The sequence below is a fragment of the Synechococcus sp. CC9902 genome, from assembly GCF_000012505.1.
GTDB lineage: Bacteria > Cyanobacteriota > Cyanobacteriia > PCC-6307 > Cyanobiaceae > Parasynechococcus.
Map to the genome: position 1 here is coordinate 695,546 of NC_007513.1, position 25,268 is coordinate 720,813.

Consider the following 25,268-nt stretch of genomic DNA (forward strand, 5'->3'; position numbering starts at 1 on the left):
CTGACCAATCCGCTCAGATGGCGAATGACCCTCAGCTGTTGAAGCAGCTGGGGGTTTCTTCGTTTCAGCAGCGTTTTCCTTGGTTTGGGGGTGATCTCCAAACACTGCGCGACACCCTTCGCACCGTGGATCTTCCCGATGAGACGGGTCGTCGGGTGTTGGTGGATGTGCCTGCGCTGCCAACGGGGGCGGCGCAATCCGGACAACTCTTGGCCCTTCTTGATCAACCGAATCGGGAGCCCCGTGGCCTGGTGTTGTTGCTGCATGGCTTGGGAGGGTCGAGTTCCCGGGAAGGCCTACGGCGGATGGGGCTTTGTTTGCAGTCGGCTGGATTTGCCGTGCTGCGTCTCAATCTGAGGGGAGCGGATCCTGGTCGTGAATTTGCCGGCGGCACCTATGCGGCACGCTGCAACAGTGACCTCCTGCCGGTGATTGCCCGTGCCCGTGAGCTGGCCGGTGATCGTCCGTTGTTGGGTGCTGGCATTTCCCTGGGGGGAACGATGTTGCTCAATGCCTGCCTCAGTTTTCCTGGGGTTTTGGATGGGCTTTTTTGTGCGAGCAGTCCGCTGGATCTCGCGGATTGCAGTGCCTCGATCGAGCGTCCCCGGAATCGGGTGTATCAACGTTGGCTGCTCAAGCGGTTGGTGCGTCAGACCCTTGCGGATCCCTTCGGCGTTAGCGCTACAGAGTTAGAAGAGCTCAGCGGTGATGCTGCCCCGCGCACAATTCGCGCCTTCGATGCTGCCGTGACGGCACCGCGGTGGGGCTTTAACGACGTGGAGGCCTATTACCGGGAGGCCTCACCGTTGCTTCATCTCATCGCTGGGCAAGACAAGCTGCCGCCCACCTTGTTGCTTCAGGCGTTGGATGATCCATGGGTGCCAGCCTCAGCTGCCATCCACTTGGCAAATGCCTTGGAGACCATGAGCCCGATCGGGTTGCAGTTCACCAGAAAGGGAGGACATAACGGGTTTCATGGTCGAGGGGGCTGCTGGGGTGATCAGCTCGCCGCTGCCTGGTTGGGGTCCATCGTCGACCGTTGAATCAGCCATTCTTCGATCGGTTCTCCGCCGATCACGTGTTCGGTGAGAATCCGTTCAATGCGGTCGGGAGTGACCTCTCCATACCAAGTGCCATCGGGCCAAATCAGCAGTACGGGTCCGCGATCGCAGATTCGTAAACAATCAACTTTGCTGCGCAACACCATGCCTTCAGGCCGGGATGCGGCTTCGAGTCCAAGGCGTTTGACACCCTGTTTCAGAGCATCCCAAGTAGCTGCTCCCTTGGCGGGATCACAGCATTTGGCCTTGCTCGGGGTGGCGCAAAGCAGAAGGTGATGACTGATCTTGGCTGGAGTCATGCCGCGACGGCAGGGCCTGGAATCCTCGTGGTGCCTCGACTCACCTGTTCACGCACCGCCGTCCGCGCCCATTGATCCACCTCCAGCACATCATCGAGTTGGGGATGGGCCATGAGATCGGGTTTGTGGCGCTCGCAAGCCGCTTCGATCACTTCAGGAATATCGAGGAAGTGGATGCGCTCTTCAAGGAACTGGGCCACGGCTTCTTCGTTGGCGGCATTCATCACGGCGGGCATCGTTCCCCCAGCGCGGCCCGCGGCATAGGCCAATTCCATGCATGGATATTTATTGGGATCGGGTGCACGGAAGCTGAGTTGTCCCACTTCCGTGAGATCAAGGCGCCGCCAAGGTGTTTCCAATCGGGACGGCCAGCTCAGGCAATACAGGATGGGTAGTTTCATGTCGGGCCAGCCCAGTTGCGCCAACACCGAGGAATCGGCCATCTCCACCATCGAGTGGATGATGCTTTGGGGATGAATCACGATTTCGATGTGGTCGTAATCCAGCCCGAATAAGTAATGAGCTTCGATCACCTCCAGGCCTTTGTTCATTAAGGAGGCGGAATCGACCGTGATTTTGCGGCCCATGCTCCAGTTGGGATGACTGGTGGCATCAGCAACCGTGGCCTTCTCAAGGTCTGCGGCGTTCCAATCGCGGAATGCACCACCCGATGCGGTGAGTTGGATGCGTCGCAGCCCAGGGGTGGGTACGCCGGTGGATAGGCGAGCGGTGTCAGCCCATGGGGTGCCTTGCAGGCATTGAAAAATGGCGGAGTGTTCTGAATCCGCTGGCAACAATCGACTGCCGCTTTTTTTCAGCTCGGGCAAGACCACCGGGCCTGCTGCAATCAGGGTTTCCTTGTTGGCCAGAGCCAGATCCTTGCCAGCCCGCACGGCAGCCAGGGTGGGTAGGAGGCCGGCGCAGCCCACGATGCCTGTCACCACAAGCTCGGCACTGCCCCAAGAGGCGGCTACCTCTAGACCATCTGGGCCTCCCACCATTTCAGGACATTGAGCGGGTCGGTCGGAGGGATCAAGGGCCTCCAAACGCTGTTTCAATTCTGGAAGTAAGGCTTCATCGGCCAAGGCCACCAGCTCCGGCTGATGCCGCTGGATCTGCTCCACCAAAAGGGCCAAATTGCGGCCCGCTGTGAGCGCTACGACGCGGAACTGGTCGGGGAAGTCGTCAACGATTTGCAGGGTCTGTGTACCGATCGACCCTGTGGAACCCAGCACGCTGATGGCTTTCATGCGGTCCCAGTCGTTTTTACCAGTCTCCCACCAGGTTGCTCAAACGCTGGCAAGCTGATTGACAGCTTTGGAACATCACCGCGCAATGGCGATCAAGGAGCACTGGCGGTCTGGCTTCGGATTTGTTCTGGCGGCGGCTGGCAGTGCCGTTGGTTTGGGAAATCTCTGGGGGTTTGCCTACCGCGCCTCCCAGGGTGGCGGTGGAGCGTTTTTGTTCTTGTACCTCTTAATTGTTTTGGTGGTCTGCCTGCCGGTGTTGGTGGCGGAAATGGTGTTGGGCCGCAGCACAGGCCACAGCCCGTTGCTGGCTCCGGTTACGGCTGCAGGCAAGCGTTGGCAACCGATGGGCTGGCTGTTTGTGCTGGCGTCCTGCGGGATTTTGGCGTTTTACGCCGTGTTGATGGGCTGGACAGGGGTGACCTTGATTCAGGTGGTAACCCAAGGCCTTCCTGCCGATATCGGCGAGGCCGAGGCCTTTTTTGCAGGATTGAGTGGTGGCCGTGCCGCTCTGCTTGGTCAATTGGTGAGCCTTGTGCTCACGGCAGTGGTGGTGGCGGCAGGCGTGCGCGGTGGCATCGAGCGGTTATCCCGTTGGGGTTTACCGCTGTTGTTTGCCCTCTTAATCGGCTTGGCCATCTGGGCGGCTGGCCTTGATGGTGCGGGGGAGGGATACCGGACCTTCTTGCTGCGTTGGGATGGATCGGAACTCACGAATCTCACCACGATTCGCAATGCCTTTACGCAGGCCTTTTTCTCGATTGGCACCGGTATTGGCTGCATTTTGGCTTACTCCGCCTATCTCGACCGTGATGCTCACCTGCCCAGGGAGGCCGTGGCCGTGGTGGGGATGGATACGGCTGTGGGGCTGTTGGCAGGCATGGTGACGTTCCCTGTGGTGATGAGTTTTGGACTTCAGGATGTGATCAGCGGATCGACGCTGGGCACGATCTTTATTGCCTTGCCCACAGGTTTGGCTTCCCTGGGATCAACGGGAAAACTCGTGGCGTTGTTGTTTTTCGGATTGGCTTTTCTGGCTGCGATTACCTCCGCCGTCTCGCTGCTGGAGGTGCCTGTGGCGTGTTTGATGGATCGCTTGAATTGGACCCGTTCCCGTGCGGTGTGGGTCTCCACCGCTGTGATCTTTGTGCTCGGGTTGCCCGCAGCAACATCCCTGGGCGTTTTGGGATGGATGGACTCGGTGTTTGGCGGTTTGCTGCTGATCCTTGGGGGGTTGCTACTGGCTCTTTTGCTCGGCTGGGTGGTGCCCCGACGCTTCTCAGACGATTTGGAACAGTCGTCCACCCCTCCGGCGCTGCGCCGTTTCCTCCTGGTGTTGTTGCGCTGGGTGTCCCCACCGATCGTTGCTACAGGCCTGGTGATCAGCGTGATCGACCTGGTGCAGGGCTGAGCTGAAGCCTGGTTTCAGGACTTGGGATCGTTGGGTTGATTCAGCATCGATTCCATTTTGCGGATGCGCACCAGCATTTTTTGCCACACCTCGAGTTTCCAGGCCTGTTCTGCGTCTTTGGTTTGTTCCACCAACAGCTGTTGATCGTTCACCTTGGTTTCGAGATCTTCACCGGCATCCAGAGCCTTCATCAGCTCCATCTCCAGCTTTGCTGTCTCCATGAAGTTCAGCTTCTTAAGCCAGAGCATGCCGTTGAGATGCGATCAGTTCAGGCAGTTTGACGGGCCTAGCGGCGAATCCACTCCGTGATGCCTCCTGGTTTATCGATGAGTTCGATGCCTTGCGCTTTGAGCTCATCCCGGATCCGATCCGCTTCGGCGTAATTCTTGGCGGATTTGGCTGCGATTCGGGCATCGATCGCGGCTTGAATTTCATCCTGGTTTGTGGAGTCATCACCAGGGCCCGAGCTCTCGGAGTCGGCTTCGCGGCGAAGGCCGAGAACGGCAGCGAGATCACGCAGCAATCGCCAGCGCAGGGCGAGGGCAGCCAGCTCGTCAGCGGGTCGATCGGCACGATCACCACGCTCGAGGCGGTTGGCTAATGCACGCAGGGGCTTCGCTAAATCAAACAGCACCGCCAGGGCTCCGGAGCTGTTGAGGTCGTCGTCCATCGCATCAATGAACCGTTGTTGGAGCGGTTCCAAGGGTTCGGATGGATGGTTACTTGGTGCCACCAAGGCCACTGGCGCTAGGGCCGGAGTTGCTGGCCATTCCAGCGATTGGCCATGGCGCTCACCCAGGCCCAAGGCTGCATTGAGGCCTTTCCAGCCGGTGGCTGCGGCCTCCAGGGCTTCCGCGGTGAAATCCAAGGGCTTGCGGTAGTGGGCCTGGAGCACAAACAACCGCAGGGTCATGGGTGAAACACCGCTCTCGAGCAGAGCTCGGATGGTGGTGAAGTTGCCGAGCGACTTGCTCATCTTTTGGCCCCCTACATTCACCATCCCGTTGTGCATCCACACCTGGGCGAGCTCTTGTCCGGTAGCGGCTTCGGATTGCGCTATTTCGTTTTCGTGGTGCGGGAAGACCAAATCGGCGCCGCCGAGATGAATATCAATCGTGTCGCCGAGTTCAGCTCGCACCATGGCTGAACATTCGATGTGCCAACCGGGTCGGCCGGCGCCCCATGGGGAGGGGAAGCTGGGCTCACCCTCTTTGGCGGCCTTCCAGAGGGCGAAGTCGAAGGGGTGTTGTTTACGCGCGCCCTCAGCATCGGCGACGCGACCGCCGGCGTTCTCCTGCTGTTCACTCAAATCTCGGCCACTCAGCTTTCCGTACCCGGCGTGCTTCATCACCGCGAAATACACATCTCCTTCGGCGCTGTAGGCAGCACCTTTCGCTTCGAGTTCGCCGATGAGGGCACGAATCCCATCCAGGCACTGGGTTGCCCTAGGCATGCTGTCGGGTCGCAGGATTCCGAGGGAATCCATGTCTGCATGAAATGCATCAATGTTCCGCTCGCTCACGGCCGTCATCGATGAGTTTTCGTCTGAGGCCCGTTTGAGGATTTTGTCGTCGATGTCGGTGAAGTTCTGAACGAATCTCACGTCCAGTCCGCTCCAGATCAGATAGCGACGCAGCACATCCCAGTTGATGTAGCTGCGGGCATGACCGAGATGGCAAAGGTCATAGACCGTGACGCCGCAGCAGTAAATGCTTGCCTTGCCAGGCCGGAGTGGAGTGAACGGTTCCGTGCGGCGGGTCAGGGTATTGGTGAGCCGCAGGGTCAAAACAGCCGATCAAGCGCTGGATCTGAGGTTACGGCCTGCTGGGGACGAATTATTTCGCTTCCATCCAGTCGCGACCAACGCCGGTTTCCACCACGAGAGGCACGCTGAGCTTGACGGCGTTTTCCATGGTGTTCACCACAAGGTTTCGCGTGGTGTCCAATGCGTCTGGCGCCACTTCGAGGACCAGTTCGTCATGCACCTGCAGGAGTAGGCGGGCGGGGATCCCTTGGCTAAGAAGCACCGCTTGTAATTGCACCATCGCCACCTTGATGATGTCGGCGCTGGAGCCCTGAATGGGGGCGTTGGCGGCGGCGCGCAGTTGTTGTGCTTCCATCCCACCTCGCCGTGCCACATCGAGATCAATTTCGAGGGGATCTTTTCCCAATAAGCGGCCGAGGCCGTTGCGATCGAAATGAAATGGGCGACGACGACCCAAGATTGTTTCCACGTAGCCGCGGCTTAGGGCGAGCCGCTCCTGAAGCTCAAGGAAGGCAAACACTTTGGGGTAGCGCTGTTTGTATTTGGTGAGGAACTCCTTCGCTTCGGCCGAGCTCACCCCTGTTTCCCGCGCAAAGCGTTGGGCGCCCATGCCGTAAATCACCCCGAAGTTGATCGTTTTTCCGAGGCGACGTTCATCGGCGCTCACGTCGTCTTTATCCAGCAGTAAGCGTGCGGTGAGTGCGTGCACGTCGTCGCCCGTGCTGTAGGCCTCCTGCAGCACCTCTTCCCCGGAGAGGTGGGTGAGGATTCGGAGTTCGATTTGGGAGTAGTCGGCGCTGAGCAGTGTCCAGCCCTCTTGGGGGAGGAACGCTTTGCGGATGCGACGGCTGTATTCCGTGCGAACGGGAATGTTTTGCAGATTTGGGTTGCTGCTGCTCAAGCGGCCCGTCGCTGTTACGGCTTGGTTGAAGTCGGTGTGGACGCGGCCGGTTTCCGCTTCGACGAGTTGGGGCAGAGCATCAACGTAGGTGCTCTTGAGCTTGCTCAAGACGCGGTGCTCCAGCACGAGAGGAACGACGGGATGGTCGTTTTCGAGTTTTTCGAGAACGGTGGCATCAGTGCTGAATCCGGTTTTCGTGCGCCTCGACTTCTTGCGATCCAGTCCGAGCGTGTCGAACAACAATTCCCCAAGTTGCTTTGGAGAGGCGAGGTTGAAGTCCACCTCAGCGACCTGTTTGGCGTCGGTTTCTAACCGGTTCAGGGTGCTGCCTAATTCGTCCGACAGTGTTTTGAGGTAAGGCACATCGATGCGGATGCCGGTGGCCTCCATTTGGGCCAGAACGGGTTCCAGCGGTTGTTCAACGCCCTCCAGGAGAGGCAGTAATTGGGGGCCCATCGCTTGCAAGGTTTGGCGGAGCTGCAGGGCCAATCGCCTGGTGACGTGCACGTCCATGCCGCAATAGAGGCTGGCAGGTTCGATTGCCACATCGGCAAAGGTTTGTTTCTTGCCAACAAGATCGCCGTAGGTGGTGGGGCGGAAGCCAAACTCCCGTTCGCTCATCAGGTCCAAACCGTGCTTGGCCGCGGCATCCCGCAGGTAATCCGCCAGCAGGGTGTCGATCACGACGCCGTTGAGCGTGAGCCCATGGCGTAGCAGGATGAGTCGGTCGTATTTGGCGTTCTGTAGGGCTTTGGGGTGCTGCGGACTCGCAAGCCAGGGCGAGAGCGCCATTAGCACCGTTTCCAGCGGAAGCTGCTGGGGTGGTGTTGCCTCGGAGAGTTCGCTGGGGGGCTTGTGGCCGATGGGGATGTAGGCGAGGGCATCGTTGGCCTCGCCCCAGCACACCCCTACCCCCACGAGTTCGGCCTTGAATGGGTTGAGATCTGTGGTTTCGGTGTCGACGGCAATTGGCGCTTTGGGATCGGTGCAGTCCATCAGCCGTTGCACAAGGGCTTGCAGGGCTTCGTTGCTCTCGATCAGCTGCGGTTGGAGGGGAGGGATTGCTCCAACCTCCGCTTCCCCTGAACCTTGCTGCGGAGCGGCTGCACTCCCGATTGAACTGGTGGAATCAGGGTTCGTTTTCGCTGGGGAGCGTTTAGGGGTCTTCTCAGCTTCGCTACTGGCATTGGCGCCATACCCACCGGTGGAAAAGGTCGCCACAAACCCACCGACTTGACGGACGAGGCTATTGAGCTCGAGGTCTTCGAGGCGATCGCTCAACCCTTCAGCATCAACCTGCTGTAGGCCGAGTTCTGGATCCTTCGGGAGGGGAATGTCCACGAGGATTTCCGCCAGCATTCTCGACAGATAGGCGTTGTCGCGATCGGAGCGCAGCTTGCCGACCAAGGCCCCTTTGATGGCCCCGCGACTGGCCTTCGGACCTTCAGCTTCCACCTCCGCCAAGGTCGCGTACACCGCGTCCAGGTCGATGTTGTCTTTCAGCAGGTTGATGGCGGTTTTGGGACCAACGCCCCGCACCCCTGGGATGTTGTCGGAGCTGTCTCCTGTGAGGGCCTTGAGGTCCACCACCTTGTCGGGCATGACTCCCAACTTGCTCACAACGCCGTCCTCTTGAATCAGCGTTGGCCCGCTTCCCTTGGCATAGGGCCCGCCACCCATGTACAGCACCGCGATGTCGCGGCTGTTGTCGACGAGCTGAAAAAGATCACGGTCTCCCGAGAGAATCCGAACCCCCCAGCCGGCGTCGGCGGCACGGTTGGCAAGGGTGCCGAGCACGTCATCGGCTTCGTATCCCGGTGCCATGCACAGGGGCAACTTCATTTGATCGCTAAGGATCTGCTGCAACTGTTCGAGGTCTTGGAAGAAAACCTCTGGTGCCACGTCCCGGTGGGCTTTGTAATTCGTGTCCGCTTTGTGGCGGAATGTGGGTTCCGCGGTGTCGAAGGCAATCGCGACGCCCTGGGGCTTGAACGTTTTGCCGGTGTCCAGGAGCGACTTCAAAAAGCCATAAGTGACACTCGTTGGCCGTCCATCTTTTGTGGCAAGGCCCCCTTCGCCGCCTTTGCTGAAGGCGTAAAAACTGCGAAAAGCCAGTGAGTGGCCATCCACAAGCAGGAGTAGGGGCTTGGTGACGGCCTCAGGCATGGCGGAAACGGATGGATAGAGGGAGGTTTAATCGCGGTTTCGATTGGCCCAGGGAGGCAGGTCGATGAAGAAGCGCGTTCCCGCATCAAGCCCCTCCAGAATTGCAGTCTGTGCATCACTGCTGCTGCCGAGTTCCACCTCCTGGAAGACCGGCTGTTGCTGTTGATCCACCACAAGCACCCCTGTTTTGCCGCCTTCCGTCACGATCGCCACGGTGGGGACGAGGGTCTTGACGGCGCTGCGGCCTGTTTGAAAGTCCACGTCGGTGGTCATCCCGATCAGCAATTTTTTGGGGGGATTCATGAGCGCAAGTTTCACCTCGAACGAGATCACGTTCTCCTGTTTCACAGCCCTCGGAGCGATCTCGCTGACCCGGGCTTGGAAGCGCTCATCGGGAAAGGCGTCCACTCGGATTTGTGCGGCCTGGCCGATCGCGATGCGTCCGATGTCGCTTTCGGGAACGCGAGCCGAAACCTCTAATCCCTGGGAGAGCTCCACGATCGAAGAACTGGTGGCACCAGCGGTGGCTGAAGCTGCAGTGGTGGGGGTGACAAACGCCCCTGGCTCTGCGTATCGGGCCGTGATCATTCCGGCGAAGGGAGCGCGAATATCCAGCTCTCGTTTTGTTTGCTCGAGCTGCTCGACCCGTTCTTGTGCTGCCGTCATCGCCGCCTGACGCGCCAGCATCTCGTTTTGAACGGTGCTGAAGTCGTCAGCGCTGATCACTGCCATCTCGAACAGCTTGTTGCGGCGCTCGTATTCCTGTTTTTTGATTGTGTATTGGGCTTTGGCTTGTTGAAGCAGGGCCTCACGTTCTTGAAGACGGTCATCAAGATCACCGCGATCCATCACCGCCAAAATCTGGTTCGCCTTCACAACATCGCCTTCATCCACGAGCAATTTCTGGAGAAGCCCCTGCTGGCGGGGGCTCACGTTCACCTTTTGGATGGCTTGCAGTTCGCCGCTGGCGGTAACGACTCCGGACAGGGCACCTCGTTCTGCGGTTGTGGTGTAGGGCGTGAGGTCTCGTTTTGGATTCCAGGGAGCAAACCTTGCCAGCAGCAACCCTCCGCCTAGAAGGGCGAGTAGGGCAATTGCGATGGTTTTTTGGCTCGGACGCCAGCGAGAGGCTGACGCTCTGGACATCCCGTCAGGAGAGCTGGTCGGCGCCGACGAGGAAGAGGGGGTGGACAAGGTTGTGCGGGTTCGTCGCTGGGACTGCGGCATGAGCGCACAAAAGTTAACAACAGTCTCGCCGTCGGCCGGTAGATTCCGCCCCATGCTCAAAGCCGGAATTGTTGGATTGCCCAATGTGGGCAAGTCCACGCTGTTCAACGCACTGGTGGCCAACGCTCAGGCGCAAGCTGCCAATTTCCCGTTCTGCACGATCGAGCCGAATGTGGGCACGGTGTCGGTTCCGGATGATCGTCTTCAGCTGCTCACGGACCTCAGCAAGAGTCAAAACACCGTTCCTACGCGAATGGAGTTTGTGGATATCGCTGGCTTGGTGAAGGGGGCCAGCCAGGGCGAAGGTCTGGGCAACAAATTTCTGTCCAACATCCGCGAAGTCGACGCCATCGTGCATGTGGTGCGATGTTTTGAAGACGACGATGTGATTCATGTGTCGGGCTCCGTGGGGCCAGCGCGGGATGCTGAGGTGATCAATCTGGAGTTGGGCCTCGCCGATCTCTCGCAAATCGAGAAGCGCCGTGAACGTCTAAAAAAGCAAATGCGCACCAGTACGGAGGCGCAAGTTGAAGATGCGGCCCTTGAGCGCATTCAGCAGGTGTTGGAACAGGGAGGCGCAGCGCGGAGTGTGGAGATCACCGCAGAGGAGGAGGGAATGATCAAACCTCTGGGTTTGCTCACGGCGAAGCCGATCATCTATGCCACCAACGTGAGTGAAGACGACCTCGCTGATGGCAATCGTTATTGCTCTGAAGTGATGGCTGTGGCGGAACAGGAAGGGGCTGAAACGGTGAGAATTTCAGCGCAAGTGGAAGCGGAACTTGTGGAACTTGGCGACGAAGAACGGGCCGACTATCTCGAAGGCTTAGGGGTGAGTGAAGGGGGGCTTCGCAGTTTGATTCGCGCCACCTATCGGCTTCTTGGGCTGCGGACCTATTTCACGACAGGCGAAAAAGAAACTCGGGCTTGGACGTTTAAGTCAGGGATGACAGCACCGCAAACGGCTGGTGTGATCCATACCGACTTTGAGCGTGGGTTCATCCGAGCTCAGACGATTGGCTGCGAGAAGTTGCTGGAAGCTGGATCTCTGGTGGAAGCCCGAAATAAGGGTTGGTTACGCAGTGAAGGTAAGGATTATGTGGTGGCAGAAGGGGACGTCATGGAGTTTTTATTCAACGTTTAAGAGGCGAGTCGCAAGAAAACTCGAATATCTCGAGGATGAGCCGCCACTGGACTCGGAATCGGTGATCACACCAGTTGGTCTTATAGGGCTCTGAATATCCCCCAAATGGGTGATGCAGATGCGCATGATTGCGGAGAGAGTGAAGGAAGTTCAGAAGATGACAAATGCCTATCGTCACGGTCGCAGCAATCGTTGCTATTTGTACCCCTTTTTACTTCAAGTTCTGTAAGTATGTTGTTGAACTCTGATGATCTGGAAGGGGGATTTTAGAGCGTTGATTATCTCCATCTATCTCCCGATCAAATCCTTAAGTGTTAATTCAAGATGAGTTGCTGATGAACGATCCGAAAAAAGATATTTCTAAGCTTCAAGATGAAATGGATAAGGCAAGGGAAGATGCTGCCAAGTCTCAAAGAGGTGAATCACTAAAGCCAGTTCTCTATCAATCCAAGAGCCTGGGCTTTGATGCGGTTTTGACTGGGGCTGGGATGCTTGTTGTACTTGGCCTATCGGTCAGCCTGGCAAGTCAGTTGACTAGAGATCAAGTAACTGCACTGACTGCTGGAAGCATTGGGGCGTCTGGTGGATTAGTGATCGGCTATGGAATTGGTCGTAGGAGGAATGAACGAAAAACTTGAATCGGCCACCATTGTTTAGTAGGGATATTTATGAAAAATTAGCTAACACCATAATTATTACTCTTATTCTTTCGGCCATGCTGGTTACTTTGTTCAGAGGTCCATTGATGGGTGTTCTCCTGATTGTGGGCTTCTATGCAGTTTCGGTATTGAACATAAGGTGTCCACGCCTTAGTGGGCAAAGATTTCTAAGGCGTAAGTAGTTAATTATTCTTCTCCTAGGCAGTCGAGTAGGTTCGTCAGGGCTATTGCAGTCGATAAATGACGGCTACGAAGCCAACTCAATTGTTGTGTCTATTCCGCCGATAGGCAGCCATTGATACAAGAAATCGGAAGAGAGGTATGGATTGACTGATAAGGGAGCTGCGCAGGAGCGATTCTTCTTAAGGTTGTGCAGTTGCAGGAAAAGGGTTGGCTCGCTACTTGCTGCGTAATGGCTCTTTGCTCAGCATTGAGGTTGAGCCTAAGCTTGTAGATGTACTTGTTTTTAGAAGCTTTAGTGGTGAATATATTTACGCTACTCTTTCCGAAAGTGCTGAGCACTTACTGCTGAAGGCTTGGGATGCTTCTTGATAACCTTCTCGTGGAACTAGTTCGGTAAAGCGAACAAGCAATGATGAAGCCTGGCTTTTAGGGTATCGATATTAGTTCAATGCTATGACTCGTTATCTCCTGCGAAGTGGTAAGTATGCAGACATCGAGGCTCATCCAAACCATTTGGATGTGGTGACCTTTAGAAATCAAAGTGGAGAAGTGATCTACGCTCTGCTTTCTGAAGATGCCGAGCGAGATTTGCTGAATTTGCAATGAAGAGTTCTGGCTTTGGCCTACTCAATTGTTGACGCTTGCTCAGATGTCAAGGTTTGCCAAGTTGTAGCAAGTGGATTTTTACGTACCGGATGGTCCGGAGCGAGATCGATGGTGATAAAAAGTTCGCTATTCGTTCCAGCGGATCTACAATTCGATAGTGAAGTTTGGGCTTAATTTTGTGGCGAATTCGCCGTAAAAGATGAATGGTAATAGCATGCATTGTTTCTTCTTCTTCAATGGATTGGGGTTGATAAATTTGTTTCTTTCGTTGTAGCAGTTTGATGTCGTCTGGGAATGCAGTCGTCCAACTTGTCCCCCAGGCGGCCTTTGCAAACTTGTCGTTGTCGTTTTTAAAGTGTTTGATCACTTGGTTTTTTAATCGTCTGGAATAACCCCAAAAGGCTGGATCCATCCAGCGTCGCTGTTGTTCTTCCCGAAGAATGATTTGTGAGGAGTTGTCGATGGATCGTGTGGAGATTTTGTTCTCCCTCAGCTTTTGGCTTAGAAGACGTGCCATCCACACGCCGCGCGTGCCGGGGCTTCGATTGAAGTGTCGGCTGGTGCATTGTTCCCAGGTTTGGTTGTGGGCTACTCCAATAGTCGTAATGAGATCTTGAAAGGGGTCGTTGCCATTCTGTTGGAACGGGATAAAACTCACCTTGAGTCCAGATTTCTTCGCTTCTATGAGTGGTTGGAAGTACGTCCAAAAATTAAAAACATCCTGACGACGGGTAATGCGGCCCCGTTGTTGCCATTCACTGTGCATCTCACCTTCGATGGCATCGCTGACAAACTGTTCAAAGGTTTGACTGTGATAAAACCGTCGTAGTGAGTAGATATAGCGGGAATTGATATAGTCGAGCTGGCTTCGAATGAAGACCACAATATGCAGTTTGAATCCAAAATTATTGGCAAGCTCTTCCAAATTTTGAATGCATTTTTGGTTGGTTAATGGAACAGAAAATTGTTCTGCGCTTAATAGAAGATGCTGATCTTGTTTGTGGTTGGAGAGCATTCTTCTCCAGCGCTTTTCGCGGTATTTACATAATTCTCCAGCAAGTTTTTTCGCTTTTGGTCGATCGAAGCAAGGATCCTGATAAGTGATCGATTGCTGTTTCAATAAGTCGCGGTTGAGATGCAACCGCTCTTGGATGTAGGTCGAGGCTGTCTTATGGGTTCCGGCATGCAAGATCAGCAGGGGTTTGGACCTGGCATTGGTCGTACTGTTTTGAAATCCTGCGTCTGACGTCATGGGTGATCTAGGTCGGACTTGGTGGCTGTGGGGTGTCTTGCTCGGTTTGGGTGCGCCGAACGCCCATGCCGTGACTTACACGCTGCATCGCTCCTCCATTCTGACTTCACGGCCCAGCTTTGAAATGCGATACCGGGTGGAACTCGACCCCTTAGACATCACCGTGAGGGGACCGGCGCTAGAGCAAAGCGGCCAGTTTTGTCGCTACGTACTAATGAATCGCCGGCTGCAGCCGATTGAGCCCAAAGTGGCGTGGACGCCCTGCTACAGCATTGATAAGGTTTTTTCTGCACCTTGAACCTCAACTTGGGAGTTCCGTTCTGAGGATGATCCATCCGCTGTGAAGCGGGGCCGCAAGTTGCGCAGTGCTGGAAGCATTGCCAGGCAAGCACCTCCCATCAAGAGCCAAAGCAGCAGCCCGTTGTTGAGGTGATCAAGCATGGCGCCACCAAGCAGGGGAGCAACGATCGCACTCACAGTGAAGCACTGCGAAAAGAGGGCCATCGCGAGCCCACGATGCTCTGGAGGTGTCTCTTCGATAACGGCTTCAGTGGCTGTGGGAAGGAAAGCTGCTTGGGCAAAAGCCATCGGCAGCAAGCTCACCAAAACAAGTGCTGTTCCGGCCGTAAACAGCGACGACAAAGCGATTAAGACGCACCCCAAACTGAAGCTGGCAAGGCTGATGCTTAAACCGAAGCCAACGCTGCGGTTTGAAAGCCATCGACCGACTGGCCACTGCAGGCTGACCAGAAGAATTAATTGCAGGGCAATCAACGCGCTGCTGTGGCTCTCGGTGAGGCTGGGTCGTTGAAGGCTTCCCTGGACAAGATCAAGTGGCAAAGCACTTTGCTGGAGGGCCAGGATGCCCGTGGCCACAACGCTGGTGGCAAGCACAGGCAACAACGGCAGCAGCCAGGTTGGCGTTGCGGGAACTCCGCGGGATGTGGTTTTCTCGACAACTTGGCTTGAGCCATGGGCAGGGCGGTCGTCCTGAAGCGGCCGAAGGCTGATCAAAATCAGCACAGCACCCATGCAAAGGGCTTCAACGCCGTAGACGATCCGCAAGGCTCCCTGGGTGGATGCCACTGTTCCGATCAAGGCTCCAAATCCGATGCCGAGGGCATCAGCACTGCGCACGAGGGCATATCCCCGCCCTGAGGGCACTTGGGCGCAGCTCAGCGGAACGGCGAGCTCAATCGCTGGCCAGTAAAGGCCAGCAGCGCAGCCCAGCAGCACTTGGCCAAACAGAAAATGCGAATAATCGTTCGCCTGCACCAAAATCACATCGCCGGCGATGGCCAGCAGGGTGGTCACCCGAATCGGCCATGAGCAGCGCAACCCTCGGTCGATCAGAACACCACTGATCAAACGCACCACAGTGCCGATCAGTGCTGCAAGGGCCAGACCACTTCCAACCTGGCTGGCTGAGAAATTGATCGCATGAAAAATCAGCGGAGTCATAAAGATCACCCCACCGGCCCCAATGGATGCCAGGAGTCGGATGCGGGTGACATTTCTCAGCGCTAGTGGAAACTGGTTCCACCACCGCAGAGGGTCTGGCATTGCTGCTCGGACGCTTAACAGGACGATGCCTCGCAATGGGCTTGACCGGCAGTCTGCTGCTCTTGTCGGTCGGATCGTGGCCTGCGCGTGCGACTAAACGACTGGAAGTGGAAATTGATGGCATCGTTTTGCCAGTGTCGCTGGAGGATCTCAGGTCGTTTGGCCGTCTTGGAGATCGCAGCCGAAGTGAGTTAGCTACTTGGTTGCGACTCTTGAATCCCGATAGCCGTGAGGGGTTGATGCGTTTGCTTAATGCGCCAGTGCTCACCCGTCGCAGCCTTGGGCAACAGCTCCTTAATAGTTGGGGGGCTGCACCTTTGATTGATGCCTTGGGGGCGTTGGTTCGTGTGGAAGGTGGTGGATCGATCAGTAGTTCTGAGGTGCTTCCAACCCTGGAGCGGTTGTTGGATCAACAGGAGCAAGTGTCCACGCTTGATGTTTTGCAAGCCTTGCCCACCGAACAATTGCGGTTGGATCTCAATGCTCTGCTGAAGGCCGCTAACCATTGGCAACAGCAACTCGAGCGCCACAACAGCTTGATGGCTGTTCTCGCTGCTGAACCGAGTACGCGGCGGGTCAGTCCCCAGCCTTTAAAGACGTCCCGATTGGCATCGTCGCGATCCAATGGCCCCGAGACGATGGAGTTATTGGTGCGCCATCGTGCTGCGCCAATCCAAGTTCAAGCTTGGTCGTCGTTGGTGTCGTCAACGTCATCTGAAGCGCCAGCTGATCGACCTTGGCTGCTGATCATGCCTGGTTTGGGCGGAGATCCTGAGCATTTCCATTGGTTGGCGGAAGACCTCAGTGAGGCGGGATGGGCTGTTGTGATCGTTGAACATCCAGGCAGTGATGCTGAAGCTGTTCAAGCGCTGTTGGATGGGCGGCAACCCTTTGACGGGGCCAAAGCTCTGCGTCAAAGACTGTTGGATCTTGATGCGGTGCTGGGGGCTCAGCGCCAGGGCCGTCTTCCTGTGAAGGGAACGAATGTGGTGCTGGTGGGCCACTCGCTTGGAGCCCTCACCGCTTTGTTGGCGGCGGGGGCTGATCCTGTCCCTGGCATCGACCGCCGTTGTCGCGCCTCATTGGCTGCAATTCCGCTCACCAATTTGTCTGAGCTTTTGCAGTGTGAACTAGCCGATAGTCGAGCCCTCAAAACAGCTCCCCTTGATCCTCAGCCCCTCGCGGTGGTGGGTTTAAACAGTTTTGGTGGGTTGATTTGGCCGCGCGGCAAGCAAACACAACCGTTGGAGATGCCGTTGCTGCTCTTTGGTGGAACCCTCGACTTGATTACGCCACCGTTGGATGAACAAATCCCGTTGCTTCAACGGCTTGGTCACCATCCCTTGAGTCGGGTGGTGGTGGTTGAGGGTGCGAGTCACTTTTCGCCGATTCGCGTGGAGAGCCAAGCGGGTTCAGTGCAGGGAGACGACCTTTTTCAACTGGGAGAAGAGTTGGTGGGCGTAAATCCACTCACGGTGCAAACGCTGATGACCCAGGAGATCATTCAATTTCTTGAGCAACTCGAATCGCAGTCTCCAGCGGCGAACGCGGGGCACTTCGATTGGGGAACAACCCGTTGGCATCGTTTGAATCGCAACGAGGCCGATCGCCTCATTGGGGATCTTTAGTAGCGAACGCGCGGGTCAAGGGCGGCTACCAAAAGATCCACAGCAACGCTCACCAGCACAACGAGTGCAGCGATCACGACGACGATGCCTTGCACCACGGGGTAGTCCCGTTGGTTGATCGCTTCTTGGAGTCGTAAAGCGATGCCAGGCCATGAGAACGTCACTTCGATAAGGAGTGCGCCGCCAATGAGTGAGGCCACTGTGATGCCGGCAATGGTGAGCACCGGAAGCAGGGCATTCGGCAAGGCGTGATGCACGATCACCTGTCGTTCGCTTAGCCCTCGACTGCGGGCGGCCTCGACGTAGTCCCCTCGCAAGGTGCGACGCAGGTTGAGCCGTAATGCGGTGGTGAATGTTCCACTCAGCAGGAGTGCCAGCGTTGCGGCTGGGAGTACGAGGTGGCGGATGCTCCCAACCAAGGCCGGCCAATTCCCCGAAACAACGCTGTCGAACAAAAAGAAGCCGCTGCCTTCTGGTGGCAGCAGGCTGGGGGGGAAGCGGCCTCCCACAGGAAACCAACCCAAGCTCACAGCGAAGATCAGCTGCACCATCATCGCGACCCAGAACGGGGGGAGCGCATAGGTGCCTAGGCCGTAAAGCCTCCCGCTGAAATCAATCGAACCCTCTGGCCGGGCAATGCCGCTGAACCCAATACTCAGGCCAATAATCGCCGCGGCGATCAGGGCGATCACGCTCAATTCAAGGCTTGCGGGCAGGGTGTTCCCGATGATCTTGCTCACCGGTTCCTGGTTGATCAGGGCTTGCCCAAGGTCTCCATGGATCAGGCCATTGAGATAACTCAAATATTGATCCAAGAGTGATTGATCCAGGCCGAGGCGTGCGCGCATGGCGGCCTTGGCTGCAGCGGGGGCTCGGCTACCAAGAACGGCATCCACTGGATCGCCGGGAGCCACCCGCAGGAGCAGAAACACCAAGGTGGCGATCAGCCACAGCATTAAGGGGGCAAGCCCAAGGCGGGTGGCGCTGTAGCGGATTAGATCGCGAGCGCGTCCCATCAGTTGCCCTCCTGCTTATGGGACACCCGTTCCAGTTCAGCCAGGCGTAGGAAGCCGCTGCGGTTGTAGAGCGGTGGCTTCAAGCTGCGTTGACTCCAAGACCTGGGGGATTCGAGCCAGACGGGGATGTAGGCCGCTCCGTTCACGGTGAGCTCTTCGATGGTGTTGAGAATCGCGGCGCGCGGCGCGCCCCGAACGGAGTCGCTTTCCTGCAAGGCGTTTTGAAGCCCTGGTGCGCTCCAGAAGCTTCCGCTGATCGCGGCTTCTCCATCGAGGCAAACATGCCCTTCAGCGTTGGAACAACTCAGCAAAGGATTGAGATAAGCCTCGGGGTCGGGATAGCTCCCGAGCCAATCAAGAATGACGGCCTTGAACGCCCCTTCCCCGAGCTGGCGGTACACGGTGGTTGATTCCACGCCATCCAGCTTGAGCACCATGCAGTCAGCCAGATCCCGCTGCACTTGGGCTTGCCACGTCAGCGCTAGAAGTTTGTCGGCGGGAACATTGGAACGGAAGGTAAGGGGCACTTCGAGTTGGGTTCCTTCGCAGTATCCCGACTGCCTCAGCAGTGTTTTCGCATCTTTGGGATTGTGCTTCGGCCATGGGGCCACGCCTCCCCCGGGGAGGCTGGGTGGAATCAAAGCGCGCAACGGTCGGCGCAATCCATAGCTCACACGCTCGCTCACTTCATCGCGATCCAGGCTTAAGGCAATGGCTTGCCTCAGGCGTTGGTCGCTCAGCGGTGCAGTGTTACTCAGCAGAGTGATGTAGCCGATTTCCATCGCTGGCCCAACCGATTCATGCAAGTCCCCTCGCTTCGCTTGCTGGTTCAGGGCATGGCGTTGGTCTTCATCAATCGAGGCTGAGAGCAGCACATCCACTTCGCCGCTGCGAAGTGCACCAAAGAGAGCGGTGGAATTGCTGAGGCTGATCAGATCAAGGCCAGGATTTTTTGGTGGATCTCCCCAGTACTGATCAAAGGGTTCAAGCCGTTGCTGTTTCTCGTTGAATTTGGTGAGGCGGTAAGGACCTGTGCCAACAAAATTGTCATGCAGAAAGCTGTCCTTGTGCTTGGCGTAGGCCCGAGGAGAAAGGGGCGTGAGGTTGATGGATGTGAGCAGTCCCTCAAGGGACGTGGAGCGTCGGTTGAGCTCCAGCCTCAGCACATGAGGGGCTTCAACCTCCACAGCTTTGATCCGATCTCCCACCACATAGCTCAGCGTTCCGATTCGCAGAAACCGGCGCAAGCTGAAGGCCATGGCCTTTGCATCAAAGCGGGTGCCGTCGTGGAAACGAACATCTGTTCTCAGCGGGATCGTGACGAGCCGGCCATCGGCGCTGATCGTTGGCTCTGATGCTGCTAAGCGGGGTTGCAGGCTCCCGTCATTGTTCAGGCTGTAGAGCGGATCCCCAATCGCGCTCAACAGCTGCAAGCTATGGACCGTGCTCACTTGGGCTGGATCCAACGAGCTGATGGACCCAGCAGACGCAACGGTGATGCGCTGGTTCGTTGAGGAGACCTGACAACCGGTTTGCGTCAAAGCTGCCATCACGAGGGCAGCGGTAAAAGATATGGACGTCCTGAGGGTTTGATTGGCTCGCTTCAACGCGATGCTCAGGCAAAGACGCACCTATTGAACATGGCGTCAGCCCAAATTACGGATTTGATTGAGGGAGATTTCAAAAACGGGAGATCCACCCTGCGGTTCAATCGGCCAACGGCGCACCCAGCAACGGTCGTGATCCCCATCCACACCAATCACTTGGTAGGTGTCCTCATCGCGGTTGAGATTGACGCAATCACCTTGATGAATACTCATCGTGTTGGGGGCATCTTGGATAAGACAGCCTTGATGAAGTGTCGTTTGGGTGAGGTTCGGCATGAACCGTTAGATGCATGGATCAGCGTTTGCCGATCACTGCAGCGAAACATATTTATATTTTGACGCATCGACGGGCCCGTCGTCGGGGGGAGTCCGGAGATGGTGGGGAGTTAAAGGCAACCCAGATGGGCGGCGAGACCCGAAACTTCGGGCAAGGCTTGGATGGATTGGAGTGCTTCGTCCATCTTTTTTTGGCTCACTTCGTGGGTGATCACAACAATTTCAGCACCGGCTTTGCTGGCGTTGAATTGAACGATCGATTGGATCGACACCCCACCATCGCCGAAGCAGCCACCAATCCGACCAATCACGCCGGGAGCATCCTGTGTGTGGAAGCGCACGTAATGGCGCTGACGGATTTCGCCTTGATCCACCAACACGCAACGACGCCAGCTGCTCGCCGCAAGGAGGGGGTCCAAGCGATCATCGCCCTGGGTGGCCTGGCGAATTCCAGCGATGTTGAGGATGTCCGCCACCACGGCTGAAGAGGTGGGCCCGGCCCCGGCCCCTGGTCCGTAAAACATCACCCGACCGATCGGATCGCCTTCCACAAGGATGGCGTTGTTGACGCCGTTCACACCCGCCAACGGGTGATCATTCGGCACAAGGGTGGGTTGCACACGGAGAGAGAGAGGGAGTGGTTCTCCCGACGGTTTCATCCGTTCCGCCACGGCGAGCAATTTCACGCCGTAGCCCAGCTGTTTGGCGTAATCCACATCGCGCCCTTGCAATTGGCTGATGCCAGCCGTGGGTACCGCACTGCGTTCGACACTGCCTCCAAAGGCCAAATTTGCCAAGATCGCGATTTTGTCGGCGGCATCTAATCCATCCACATCCGCTGCGGGGTCTGCCTCGGCGTATCCCAACTCCTGCGCGTCTTTTAAAACACTCTCGTAAGCAGCGCCTTCATCGGCCATCCGCGTGAGGATGTAGTTCGTGGTGCCATTGATGATTCCGCTAACCCGGTTGATCCGGTTCCCCCCCAGGGATTGCTTCAGGGGTTCAATGATCGGGATGCCACCACCAACGGCGGCTTCGATGAGCACGTACACCCCAGCTTTGGCGGCAGCGTCGGCAATTTCTTCGCCATGACGCGCGATCACCGCTTTGTTCGCGGTAACAACGGATTTTCCGGCTGCAATGGCCTGCAAGATCAAGCTTCTTGCTGGCTCGATTCCACCGATCACTTCCACCACCACATCGACGGCCGGGTCGTTGACCACGACGGCTGGATCGGTTGTCAGGATTTCGTTGGGGAGTTCGACAGACCGCGGTCGGTTCAGATCTCGAACCGCCACGCGCACAAGTTTCAGATCCGCGACAAGGGGATGGCGTTCACTCGGGCTTTGCAGGATCGAAGCCACACCGCCACCAACTGTTCCCAGCCCGAGCAGACCAATTCCGATCCCTGAACCCATTCCCCTTTAAACCCTTAATGACGCGACATTCAATAACTCTATGAATCCATGGGCGCGGTGTTGGGTTCAAGCCGGCGCGCTTGCTCTTGCATGGCACGCAAAATATTGAGGAAACCGTTGGCACGGGACGGGGTCAAGCTGGCTTGAAGGCCCGTGGCTGCGATGAATGCAGGGTCGACGGCTTGGACGTCTTTTGGACTGAGGCCATTCAGCCCCTGAATCAAGAGAGCCAACAACCCTTTGGTGATCAGTGCGTCGGAATCCCCTTGCCAGTGCATCACCCCATCGGCGAGGGTGCCTTGCACATACACCTGCGATACGCATCCCTTCACTTTGATGTCGTCGGTTTGTTGATCGGCCGGAAAAGGCTCCAGTTTTTTTGCCAGCCAGAGCACATATTCGTAGCGGCGTTTGGGATCTGTTGTGCCGCCCAAACGTTCCACCATCCGGTCGAGGGTTTCACTGCCGGTGCTGGTGGCCATCCCGTTTGTTAGTCACTACGACGTCGCACGCTAACCAGAAGCCCTACAAGCACAAGGCTCAACGGTAGGGACACCACCTCATCAAGCTTCACCTGTCCGGCCTGGACGGGCATTTCGAGGTAATCACGATGACCCGGGCCACCGTCGATTTGTAGATCGACGATTCCGTCTTGAACCGTGTCGAGATCGAGGGTGAGACGACCGGCTTGATCGGTGCGACCCAACTCTTGGCCTGCGCTGCCATCGGCGTTGAGCAGACGGACCACAGCACCTTGCGTTGGTTCTCCATTGGAAAAACTGCTGCTGAGCTCGAGTTCTCCGTTGAGATAGTTGAGTGCACTTTCAATTTGATGGGCCTGGACTGGGATCGCCCCAAGGCCACCAAACAGAAGGAGAGACGCCAAGACACGGAGCATGGTCTGCGCGATCAGATGAAGCTCATGATGCGCTGGGTCTCAACACCTGGCCAGACCCCTGTTCCGTAATCCAACCGTTGAAGGGCACATCCCAGGCGTCCTGCGGCAATGGGGAGGATCGAACGCAGTTCGACGGCAGCACAACCCACGCGGGAACGTTCGCCCAGAGAGGGTCTGCGCGCAATCGGTCGTAGTAGCCCCCGCCATAGCCGAGGCGGACCCCAGATGAATCCACGGCAAGAGCTGGAACGAGCAACAGGCTGATCTCTTGTGCTTGAAGCTTGCTGCCGTTACTTGGCGCGGGAATACCGCAGCCATCCTTTTCAAGGTTTTGGCCACTCCAGCGTTTGTACTGCAAACAGCCTTTGCCGTCGGCTTGGGGCAGGGCCATGGGATTGGGCAGTTGCGTCCGCAGGGGGCGAAGGTCAATTTCGTTGGCGAGGGGCCAATACAAACCCACCAAAGATTTTTTCGTTGTTGTTCGACGAACGAAGCTCAATGCCGCTCCATAGATCGCTTCATGGATGGCTGGGGTTGTTCGCCGAAGCTGCCGATAGTGGCGACGAAGACTGGCTTTATCGCGCATATTTTCAGCCTTGGGGGTCTCCGGCAACAGTGAATGAGACGGGTGCATTCAAGAAGTGGACGCCCACATCCGCTTCATTGTTATAGAAACAACTGGGTGAGAAGCTTGCACACTTTTCTCCACGTTTTGGCTTCAGAGGCGGAGCCGACCCGGTGAATTATTGATAAACCTTCATGGTGATGTCTTCGTTGTTGTGTTGGTGAGATGTCGTTGCACCTGTTCCGGATTTGTGGTCCAACAATCGTTCTTTCGTGGTTGGTGCTGAACCCATGTTGTGCTGAAGGCTTGTGTTGGATCCGAATGGACGCTGTTGCATGCAGAGATCGTCCTTGATCAGGGCGCAATAGTGTTGTTCTCAGACCATAAAAAAAGCCCTGTCGGAAAGACAGGGCAGCCATATTTGATGGTTCGGCTATGCCGACTCAATCACTCTTCAACGCCTTCAGCACCTTCGCTGTGGGTTGCAGCAGCACCAGTGGGGAGAAGACGAATCGCCTTTTTGCCGAGCTTGATTTCAAACTCATCACCGGGTTCCAGATTCAGCATGGCGGTATAAGCCTTGCCGATCAGCAAATTGCCGTTGCCTTGAACTTTTGCGATGTAGCTCAGCTTGCGACCGCCTTTGCCAATTGCAGCTCCACCACCGGTGAGATTCACACCTTTAGCGTCGAGCAGAGCCTCGTAGAACGCAGTGAAGTTCAGGCGTTCGCTGCCATCCTTCTTTGAAGATACGTAACCGCAAGCCCTTACCAAATCAGACTTTGAAACGTCGCCAAGATCTTTGACTTTTGCGAGAAGGTCTGAACCTGTAAGCATCGGATTGCTGTTGATTGATACGCAAAATATATTTGAATTACTCGACACCTGTCAATAAATAGGCGGGAAAAAGCATCGCTTGATCCGCATGTCCAAATGGCTTTCTAAGCCTTGTCTGCATTTGGCAAGCCTTTTTTGAAGTGGTGTATTGCTCTGCTCATCTTGCGCCGCAGCCATTCAATTTCTGAAAGTCGTCGATTTTGTTGTGGACCGTGCTCGATCGCGGTGGAAATGGGACGACTGATCCTTGATTGGGTACGGCCAATGTTTCGATTTTGACGGTGGCGATTTTGACGGTGGGGATCTTGATGAACGCCCCATCTTTTGGGGTTTTGAAGCCAATTGCGGAGATTGGATCCGTTTACCAATGACATCGAGCTCTTTAAAGCGCAAGAGGCATCGTGTTTTGGCCGATGGATGTCACGAATGTCGTTTCACTGAACTGTCTTACGGACGCTTCATCGTGGACATCCCTCTTCTCAAGATTCGCGCGGTGCGGAATTCCAGCCTGGTTAGGTTCTGGAGAAGACCAACCGATTGAGGGCAGCTGAGGGAGATGAGTTACAACCAAGATGTGGTTTTTTTGTGCACCATCAAGGGCACCCTTAACGGACTTCTGAAGCAAGCCACGCGAGAAGACCTGAACGAGTTGCTGTCTACCGATGCGGGTCGAGAGCATTTTCTTAACAGGCTCGAGATCAAAGAAATGAACGAAATCGACGTGGTGGAAGCGGTGCAAGAGGCAAGCCTCTCCGATTGAAGCGGCTTGATCGAGTGGCTTTGCCTGGCCGTTTCACCTGAATGTGGCGAATAGCCGAACACGAGGAAAAGTGCTAGTACAGATGTACTTAATCGTGTTGGATGAGCGAAGACCGTTCAGCGCCTGTCGCCGTTAAGGCGGGGGATCCCATCTTCTTGTCGGTGAAGGCGGGCATGACTGTGATTGTTCGGCATCTCCCTGAGGTGGGTTTTACGTCGGACGACGACCGCTGGTGGATGGCGGACGTGATCTATGTGGAGGGAGGTGCGAGGAATCCAAGCGTGCCGACCCTCTTTCAAGTCGCCGATGTCGACTCAGGGGAGGTCCTTTGGGTGAATGCAGATCTGGTGACGCACATCGTCCCCAGGCTTTAGTGCTGGCTGGGTCTTGTGGTGGAGGCTCTGGCTCTGCGTAACGCTCGGTTAAGGACGGTTGGTGGTTTGTCCGCCTGTTGTTCATATTGAACTTGTGGGACTGGCAGCGGGAGCGGCCGCCACAGGGGGGATTGAGACCAATGAGGACTCTCCCCCACACCATTGACAACAGACTGCTCAAGGCCAGATCTTGGTTGTAGACCAGCTTTGGACGCAAGGGTTCATCGGGATTAACAGAAGTCGGCTGGGTGTGTATCACTTTGATACCCAGAAAGCAAAGAAAGAATAAATACTTACTCACCTTGATACATGTCCTGTTGCGTCACGGGGGAACTCAAGCGATTCTCTGGCGGACGCAATCCCTATTTCTCATGCTGACCTGCACATACCGCGGCATTAGCTATC

Annotated in this window: 26 protein-coding genes; 10 read left to right on the forward strand and 16 right to left on the reverse strand. The window is 56.3% G+C overall.

The features are described 5' to 3' along the window. The first annotated feature begins 17 nt into the window (after positions 1–17). A complete protein-coding gene (locus SYNCC9902_RS03470) occupies positions 18–1,043 on the forward strand; it encodes an alpha/beta fold hydrolase (protein ID WP_011359497.1) in 1,026 nt (341 codons plus the stop codon). Here the strand turns inward: SYNCC9902_RS03470 and SYNCC9902_RS03475 are convergent. Both SYNCC9902_RS03475 and SYNCC9902_RS03480 read right to left on the reverse strand, forming a co-directional pair. After that, entirely contained in the window at positions 1,001–1,360 is a 360-nt protein-coding gene (locus SYNCC9902_RS03475; protein WP_011359498.1) for a (2Fe-2S) ferredoxin domain-containing protein, read from the reverse strand. The two genes, SYNCC9902_RS03470 and SYNCC9902_RS03475, sit on opposite strands and share 43 nt — an antisense overlap. Beyond that, the gene (locus tag SYNCC9902_RS03480; RefSeq protein ID WP_011359499.1) at positions 1,357–2,610 is read right to left on the reverse strand and encodes a 1-deoxy-D-xylulose-5-phosphate reductoisomerase; all 1,254 of its coding nucleotides are present in this window, start codon (positions 2,608–2,610) and stop codon (positions 1,357–1,359) included. Before SYNCC9902_RS03480 ends, SYNCC9902_RS03475 begins: the two co-directional genes overlap by 4 nt. An 85-nt stretch (positions 2,611–2,695) precedes the next feature. Here SYNCC9902_RS03480 and SYNCC9902_RS03485 point away from each other — a divergent pair, with 85 nt between their 5' ends. Then, entirely contained in the window at positions 2,696–4,018 is a 1,323-nt protein-coding gene (locus SYNCC9902_RS03485) for a sodium-dependent transporter (RefSeq protein WP_011359500.1), read from the forward strand. A gap of 14 nt (positions 4,019–4,032) precedes the next feature. Here SYNCC9902_RS03485 and SYNCC9902_RS03490 read toward each other — a convergent pair whose 3' ends face one another. Genes SYNCC9902_RS03490 through SYNCC9902_RS03505 form a run of 4 tightly spaced genes read right to left on the reverse strand, consistent with a single transcriptional unit; the run spans position 4,033 to position 9,996 of the window. Next, the gene (locus SYNCC9902_RS03490; protein WP_011359501.1) at positions 4,033–4,266 is read right to left on the reverse strand and encodes a hypothetical protein; all 234 of its coding nucleotides are present in this window, start codon (positions 4,264–4,266) and stop codon (positions 4,033–4,035) included. A 38-nt stretch (positions 4,267–4,304) separates the two neighbouring features. Continuing rightward, complete coding sequence (cysS, locus tag SYNCC9902_RS03495; protein ID WP_011359502.1) at positions 4,305–5,804, reverse strand: cysteine--tRNA ligase; 1,500 nt, start codon at positions 5,802–5,804, stop codon at positions 4,305–4,307. Between the two features lie 49 nt (positions 5,805–5,853). Further along, entirely contained in the window at positions 5,854–8,850 is a 2,997-nt protein-coding gene (gene polA, locus SYNCC9902_RS03500; protein ID WP_011359503.1) for a DNA polymerase I, read from the reverse strand. A gap of 27 nt (positions 8,851–8,877) precedes the next feature. Beyond that, positions 8,878–9,996 carry an efflux RND transporter periplasmic adaptor subunit gene (locus SYNCC9902_RS03505; RefSeq protein ID WP_041425316.1) on the reverse strand — a complete coding sequence of 373 codons (1,119 nt, stop codon included), beginning with the start codon at positions 9,994–9,996 and terminating at the stop codon, positions 8,878–8,880. 133 nt (positions 9,997–10,129) lie between these two features. On the opposite strand from SYNCC9902_RS03505, the gene ychF reads away from it, so the two are divergent. The 4 genes from ychF to SYNCC9902_RS12380 all read left to right on the forward strand — a co-directional run bounded on the left by ychF (position 10,130) and on the right by SYNCC9902_RS12380 (position 12,669). Further along, positions 10,130–11,221: a redox-regulated ATPase YchF gene (gene ychF, locus SYNCC9902_RS03510; RefSeq protein WP_011359505.1), complete on the forward strand. Its 1,092-nt coding sequence runs from the start codon at positions 10,130–10,132 to the stop codon at positions 11,219–11,221. Positions 11,222–11,556: 335 nt separating this feature from the next. After that, the gene (locus SYNCC9902_RS03515) at positions 11,557–11,859 is read left to right on the forward strand and encodes a hypothetical protein (protein WP_156771052.1); all 303 of its coding nucleotides are present in this window, start codon (positions 11,557–11,559) and stop codon (positions 11,857–11,859) included. A 411-nt stretch (positions 11,860–12,270) separates the two neighbouring features. Next, positions 12,271–12,432: a hypothetical protein gene (locus SYNCC9902_RS12375; protein WP_156771053.1), complete on the forward strand. Its 162-nt coding sequence runs from the start codon at positions 12,271–12,273 to the stop codon at positions 12,430–12,432. An 84-nt stretch (positions 12,433–12,516) separates the two neighbouring features. Continuing rightward, a complete protein-coding gene (locus SYNCC9902_RS12380) occupies positions 12,517–12,669 on the forward strand; it encodes a hypothetical protein (protein ID WP_156771054.1) in 153 nt (50 codons plus the stop codon). Between the two features lie 46 nt (positions 12,670–12,715). Here the strand turns inward: SYNCC9902_RS12380 and SYNCC9902_RS03520 are convergent, their stop codons facing one another. Beyond that, the gene (locus SYNCC9902_RS03520) at positions 12,716–13,921 is read right to left on the reverse strand and encodes a hypothetical protein (RefSeq protein ID WP_232179258.1); all 1,206 of its coding nucleotides are present in this window, start codon (positions 13,919–13,921) and stop codon (positions 12,716–12,718) included. On the opposite strand from SYNCC9902_RS03520, the gene SYNCC9902_RS12385 reads away from it, so the two are divergent. Continuing rightward, the gene (locus SYNCC9902_RS12385; protein WP_011359508.1) at positions 13,920–14,219 is read left to right on the forward strand and encodes a hypothetical protein; all 300 of its coding nucleotides are present in this window, start codon (positions 13,920–13,922) and stop codon (positions 14,217–14,219) included. The two genes, SYNCC9902_RS03520 and SYNCC9902_RS12385, sit on opposite strands and share 2 nt — an antisense overlap. Here SYNCC9902_RS12385 and SYNCC9902_RS03525 read toward each other — a convergent pair. Next, entirely contained in the window at positions 14,186–15,484 is a 1,299-nt protein-coding gene (locus SYNCC9902_RS03525; protein ID WP_011359509.1) for an MFS transporter, read from the reverse strand. The genes SYNCC9902_RS12385 and SYNCC9902_RS03525 overlap by 34 nt on opposite strands. Positions 15,485–15,519: 35 nt before the next feature. Between SYNCC9902_RS03525 and SYNCC9902_RS03530 the strand changes: the two genes are divergently transcribed. Then, positions 15,520–17,112 carry an alpha/beta fold hydrolase gene (locus tag SYNCC9902_RS03530; protein WP_011359510.1) on the forward strand — a complete coding sequence of 531 codons (1,593 nt, stop codon included), beginning with the start codon at positions 15,520–15,522 and terminating at the stop codon, positions 17,110–17,112. On the opposite strand, the gene SYNCC9902_RS03535 is transcribed toward SYNCC9902_RS03530, so the two are convergent. The 8 genes from SYNCC9902_RS03535 to SYNCC9902_RS03570 form a co-directional block, all read right to left on the reverse strand. Next, on the reverse strand, positions 17,109–18,128 hold the full coding sequence (locus SYNCC9902_RS03535; protein WP_011359511.1) for an ABC transporter permease: 1,020 nt from the start codon (positions 18,126–18,128) through the stop codon (positions 17,109–17,111). The two genes, SYNCC9902_RS03530 and SYNCC9902_RS03535, sit on opposite strands and share 4 nt — an antisense overlap. Next, the gene (locus tag SYNCC9902_RS03540) at positions 18,128–19,678 is read right to left on the reverse strand and encodes an ABC transporter substrate-binding protein (RefSeq protein WP_011359512.1); all 1,551 of its coding nucleotides are present in this window, start codon (positions 19,676–19,678) and stop codon (positions 18,128–18,130) included. Before SYNCC9902_RS03540 ends, SYNCC9902_RS03535 begins: the two co-directional genes overlap by 1 nt. Positions 19,679–19,774: 96 nt before the next feature. Further along, positions 19,775–20,011, reverse strand: a complete 237-nt coding sequence (locus SYNCC9902_RS03545) for a hypothetical protein (RefSeq protein WP_011359513.1) — start codon at positions 20,009–20,011, stop codon at positions 19,775–19,777. Positions 20,012–20,121: 110 nt separating this feature from the next. Further along, complete coding sequence (locus SYNCC9902_RS03550) at positions 20,122–21,429, reverse strand: homoserine dehydrogenase (RefSeq protein ID WP_011359514.1); 1,308 nt, start codon at positions 21,427–21,429, stop codon at positions 20,122–20,124. Positions 21,430–21,467: 38 nt separating this feature from the next. Beyond that, positions 21,468–21,911, reverse strand: a complete 444-nt coding sequence (locus SYNCC9902_RS03555; protein WP_011359515.1) for a SufE family protein — start codon at positions 21,909–21,911, stop codon at positions 21,468–21,470. Between the two features lie 8 nt (positions 21,912–21,919). Continuing rightward, positions 21,920–22,327, reverse strand: a complete 408-nt coding sequence (locus SYNCC9902_RS03560; protein WP_011359516.1) for a hypothetical protein — start codon at positions 22,325–22,327, stop codon at positions 21,920–21,922. A 22-nt stretch (positions 22,328–22,349) separates the two neighbouring features. Continuing rightward, entirely contained in the window at positions 22,350–22,961 is a 612-nt protein-coding gene (locus SYNCC9902_RS03565) for a 5-formyltetrahydrofolate cyclo-ligase (protein WP_011359517.1), read from the reverse strand. Positions 22,962–23,339: 378 nt separating this feature from the next. Next, a complete protein-coding gene (locus SYNCC9902_RS03570) occupies positions 23,340–23,729 on the reverse strand; it encodes an AbrB family transcriptional regulator (protein ID WP_011359518.1) in 390 nt (129 codons plus the stop codon). A gap of 556 nt (positions 23,730–24,285) precedes the next feature. Between SYNCC9902_RS03570 and SYNCC9902_RS03580 the strand changes: the two genes are divergently transcribed. Together SYNCC9902_RS03580 and SYNCC9902_RS03585 are read left to right on the forward strand one after the other, a co-directional pair. Next, entirely contained in the window at positions 24,286–24,489 is a 204-nt protein-coding gene (locus SYNCC9902_RS03580) for a hypothetical protein (protein WP_011359520.1), read from the forward strand. A 101-nt stretch (positions 24,490–24,590) separates the two neighbouring features. After that, on the forward strand, positions 24,591–24,863 hold the full coding sequence (locus SYNCC9902_RS03585) for a DUF3104 domain-containing protein (protein ID WP_011359521.1): 273 nt from the start codon (positions 24,591–24,593) through the stop codon (positions 24,861–24,863). Positions 24,864–25,268: the final 405 nt, after the last annotated feature.

What these genes read in the sequence shown, in the direction of transcription:
- SYNCC9902_RS03470 (WP_011359497.1), top strand. Translation starts at nt 18, where the DNA reads ATGGCGAATGACCCTCAGCTGTTGAAGCAGCTGGGGGTTTCTTCGTTT.
- SYNCC9902_RS03475 (WP_011359498.1), bottom strand. Translation starts at nt 1,360, where the DNA reads ATGACTCCAGCCAAGATCAGTCATCACCTTCTGCTTTGCGCCACCCCG.
- SYNCC9902_RS03480 (WP_011359499.1), bottom strand. Translation starts at nt 2,610, where the DNA reads ATGAAAGCCATCAGCGTGCTGGGTTCCACAGGGTCGATCGGTACACAG.
- SYNCC9902_RS03485 (WP_011359500.1), top strand. Translation starts at nt 2,696, where the DNA reads ATGGCGATCAAGGAGCACTGGCGGTCTGGCTTCGGATTTGTTCTGGCG.
- SYNCC9902_RS03490 (WP_011359501.1), bottom strand. Translation starts at nt 4,266, where the DNA reads ATGCTCTGGCTTAAGAAGCTGAACTTCATGGAGACAGCAAAGCTGGAG.
- polA (WP_011359503.1), bottom strand. Translation starts at nt 8,850, where the DNA reads ATGCCTGAGGCCGTCACCAAGCCCCTACTCCTGCTTGTGGATGGCCAC.
- SYNCC9902_RS03505 (WP_041425316.1), bottom strand. Translation starts at nt 9,996, where the DNA reads ATGTCCAGAGCGTCAGCCTCTCGCTGGCGTCCGAGCCAAAAAACCATC.
- ychF (WP_011359505.1), top strand. Translation starts at nt 10,130, where the DNA reads ATGCTCAAAGCCGGAATTGTTGGATTGCCCAATGTGGGCAAGTCCACG.
- SYNCC9902_RS03515 (WP_156771052.1), top strand. Translation starts at nt 11,557, where the DNA reads ATGAACGATCCGAAAAAAGATATTTCTAAGCTTCAAGATGAAATGGAT.
- SYNCC9902_RS12380 (WP_156771054.1), top strand. Translation starts at nt 12,517, where the DNA reads ATGACTCGTTATCTCCTGCGAAGTGGTAAGTATGCAGACATCGAGGCT.
- SYNCC9902_RS12385 (WP_011359508.1), top strand. Translation starts at nt 13,920, where the DNA reads ATGGGTGATCTAGGTCGGACTTGGTGGCTGTGGGGTGTCTTGCTCGGT.
- SYNCC9902_RS03520 (WP_232179258.1), bottom strand. Translation starts at nt 13,921, where the DNA reads ATGACGTCAGACGCAGGATTTCAAAACAGTACGACCAATGCCAGGTCC.
- SYNCC9902_RS03525 (WP_011359509.1), bottom strand. Translation starts at nt 15,484, where the DNA reads ATGCCAGACCCTCTGCGGTGGTGGAACCAGTTTCCACTAGCGCTGAGA.
- SYNCC9902_RS03530 (WP_011359510.1), top strand. Translation starts at nt 15,520, where the DNA reads ATGGGCTTGACCGGCAGTCTGCTGCTCTTGTCGGTCGGATCGTGGCCT.
- SYNCC9902_RS03535 (WP_011359511.1), bottom strand. Translation starts at nt 18,128, where the DNA reads ATGGGACGCGCTCGCGATCTAATCCGCTACAGCGCCACCCGCCTTGGG.
- SYNCC9902_RS03540 (WP_011359512.1), bottom strand. Translation starts at nt 19,678, where the DNA reads ATGGCAGCTTTGACGCAAACCGGTTGTCAGGTCTCCTCAACGAACCAG.
- SYNCC9902_RS03545 (WP_011359513.1), bottom strand. Translation starts at nt 20,011, where the DNA reads ATGCCGAACCTCACCCAAACGACACTTCATCAAGGCTGTCTTATCCAA.
- SYNCC9902_RS03550 (WP_011359514.1), bottom strand. Translation starts at nt 21,429, where the DNA reads ATGGGTTCAGGGATCGGAATTGGTCTGCTCGGGCTGGGAACAGTTGGT.
- SYNCC9902_RS03555 (WP_011359515.1), bottom strand. Translation starts at nt 21,911, where the DNA reads ATGGCCACCAGCACCGGCAGTGAAACCCTCGACCGGATGGTGGAACGT.
- SYNCC9902_RS03560 (WP_011359516.1), bottom strand. Translation starts at nt 22,327, where the DNA reads ATGCTCCGTGTCTTGGCGTCTCTCCTTCTGTTTGGTGGCCTTGGGGCG.
- SYNCC9902_RS03565 (WP_011359517.1), bottom strand. Translation starts at nt 22,961, where the DNA reads ATGCACCCGTCTCATTCACTGTTGCCGGAGACCCCCAAGGCTGAAAAT.
- SYNCC9902_RS03570 (WP_011359518.1), bottom strand. Translation starts at nt 23,729, where the DNA reads ATGCTTACAGGTTCAGACCTTCTCGCAAAAGTCAAAGATCTTGGCGAC.
- SYNCC9902_RS03580 (WP_011359520.1), top strand. Translation starts at nt 24,286, where the DNA reads ATGAGTTACAACCAAGATGTGGTTTTTTTGTGCACCATCAAGGGCACC.
- SYNCC9902_RS03585 (WP_011359521.1), top strand. Translation starts at nt 24,591, where the DNA reads ATGAGCGAAGACCGTTCAGCGCCTGTCGCCGTTAAGGCGGGGGATCCC.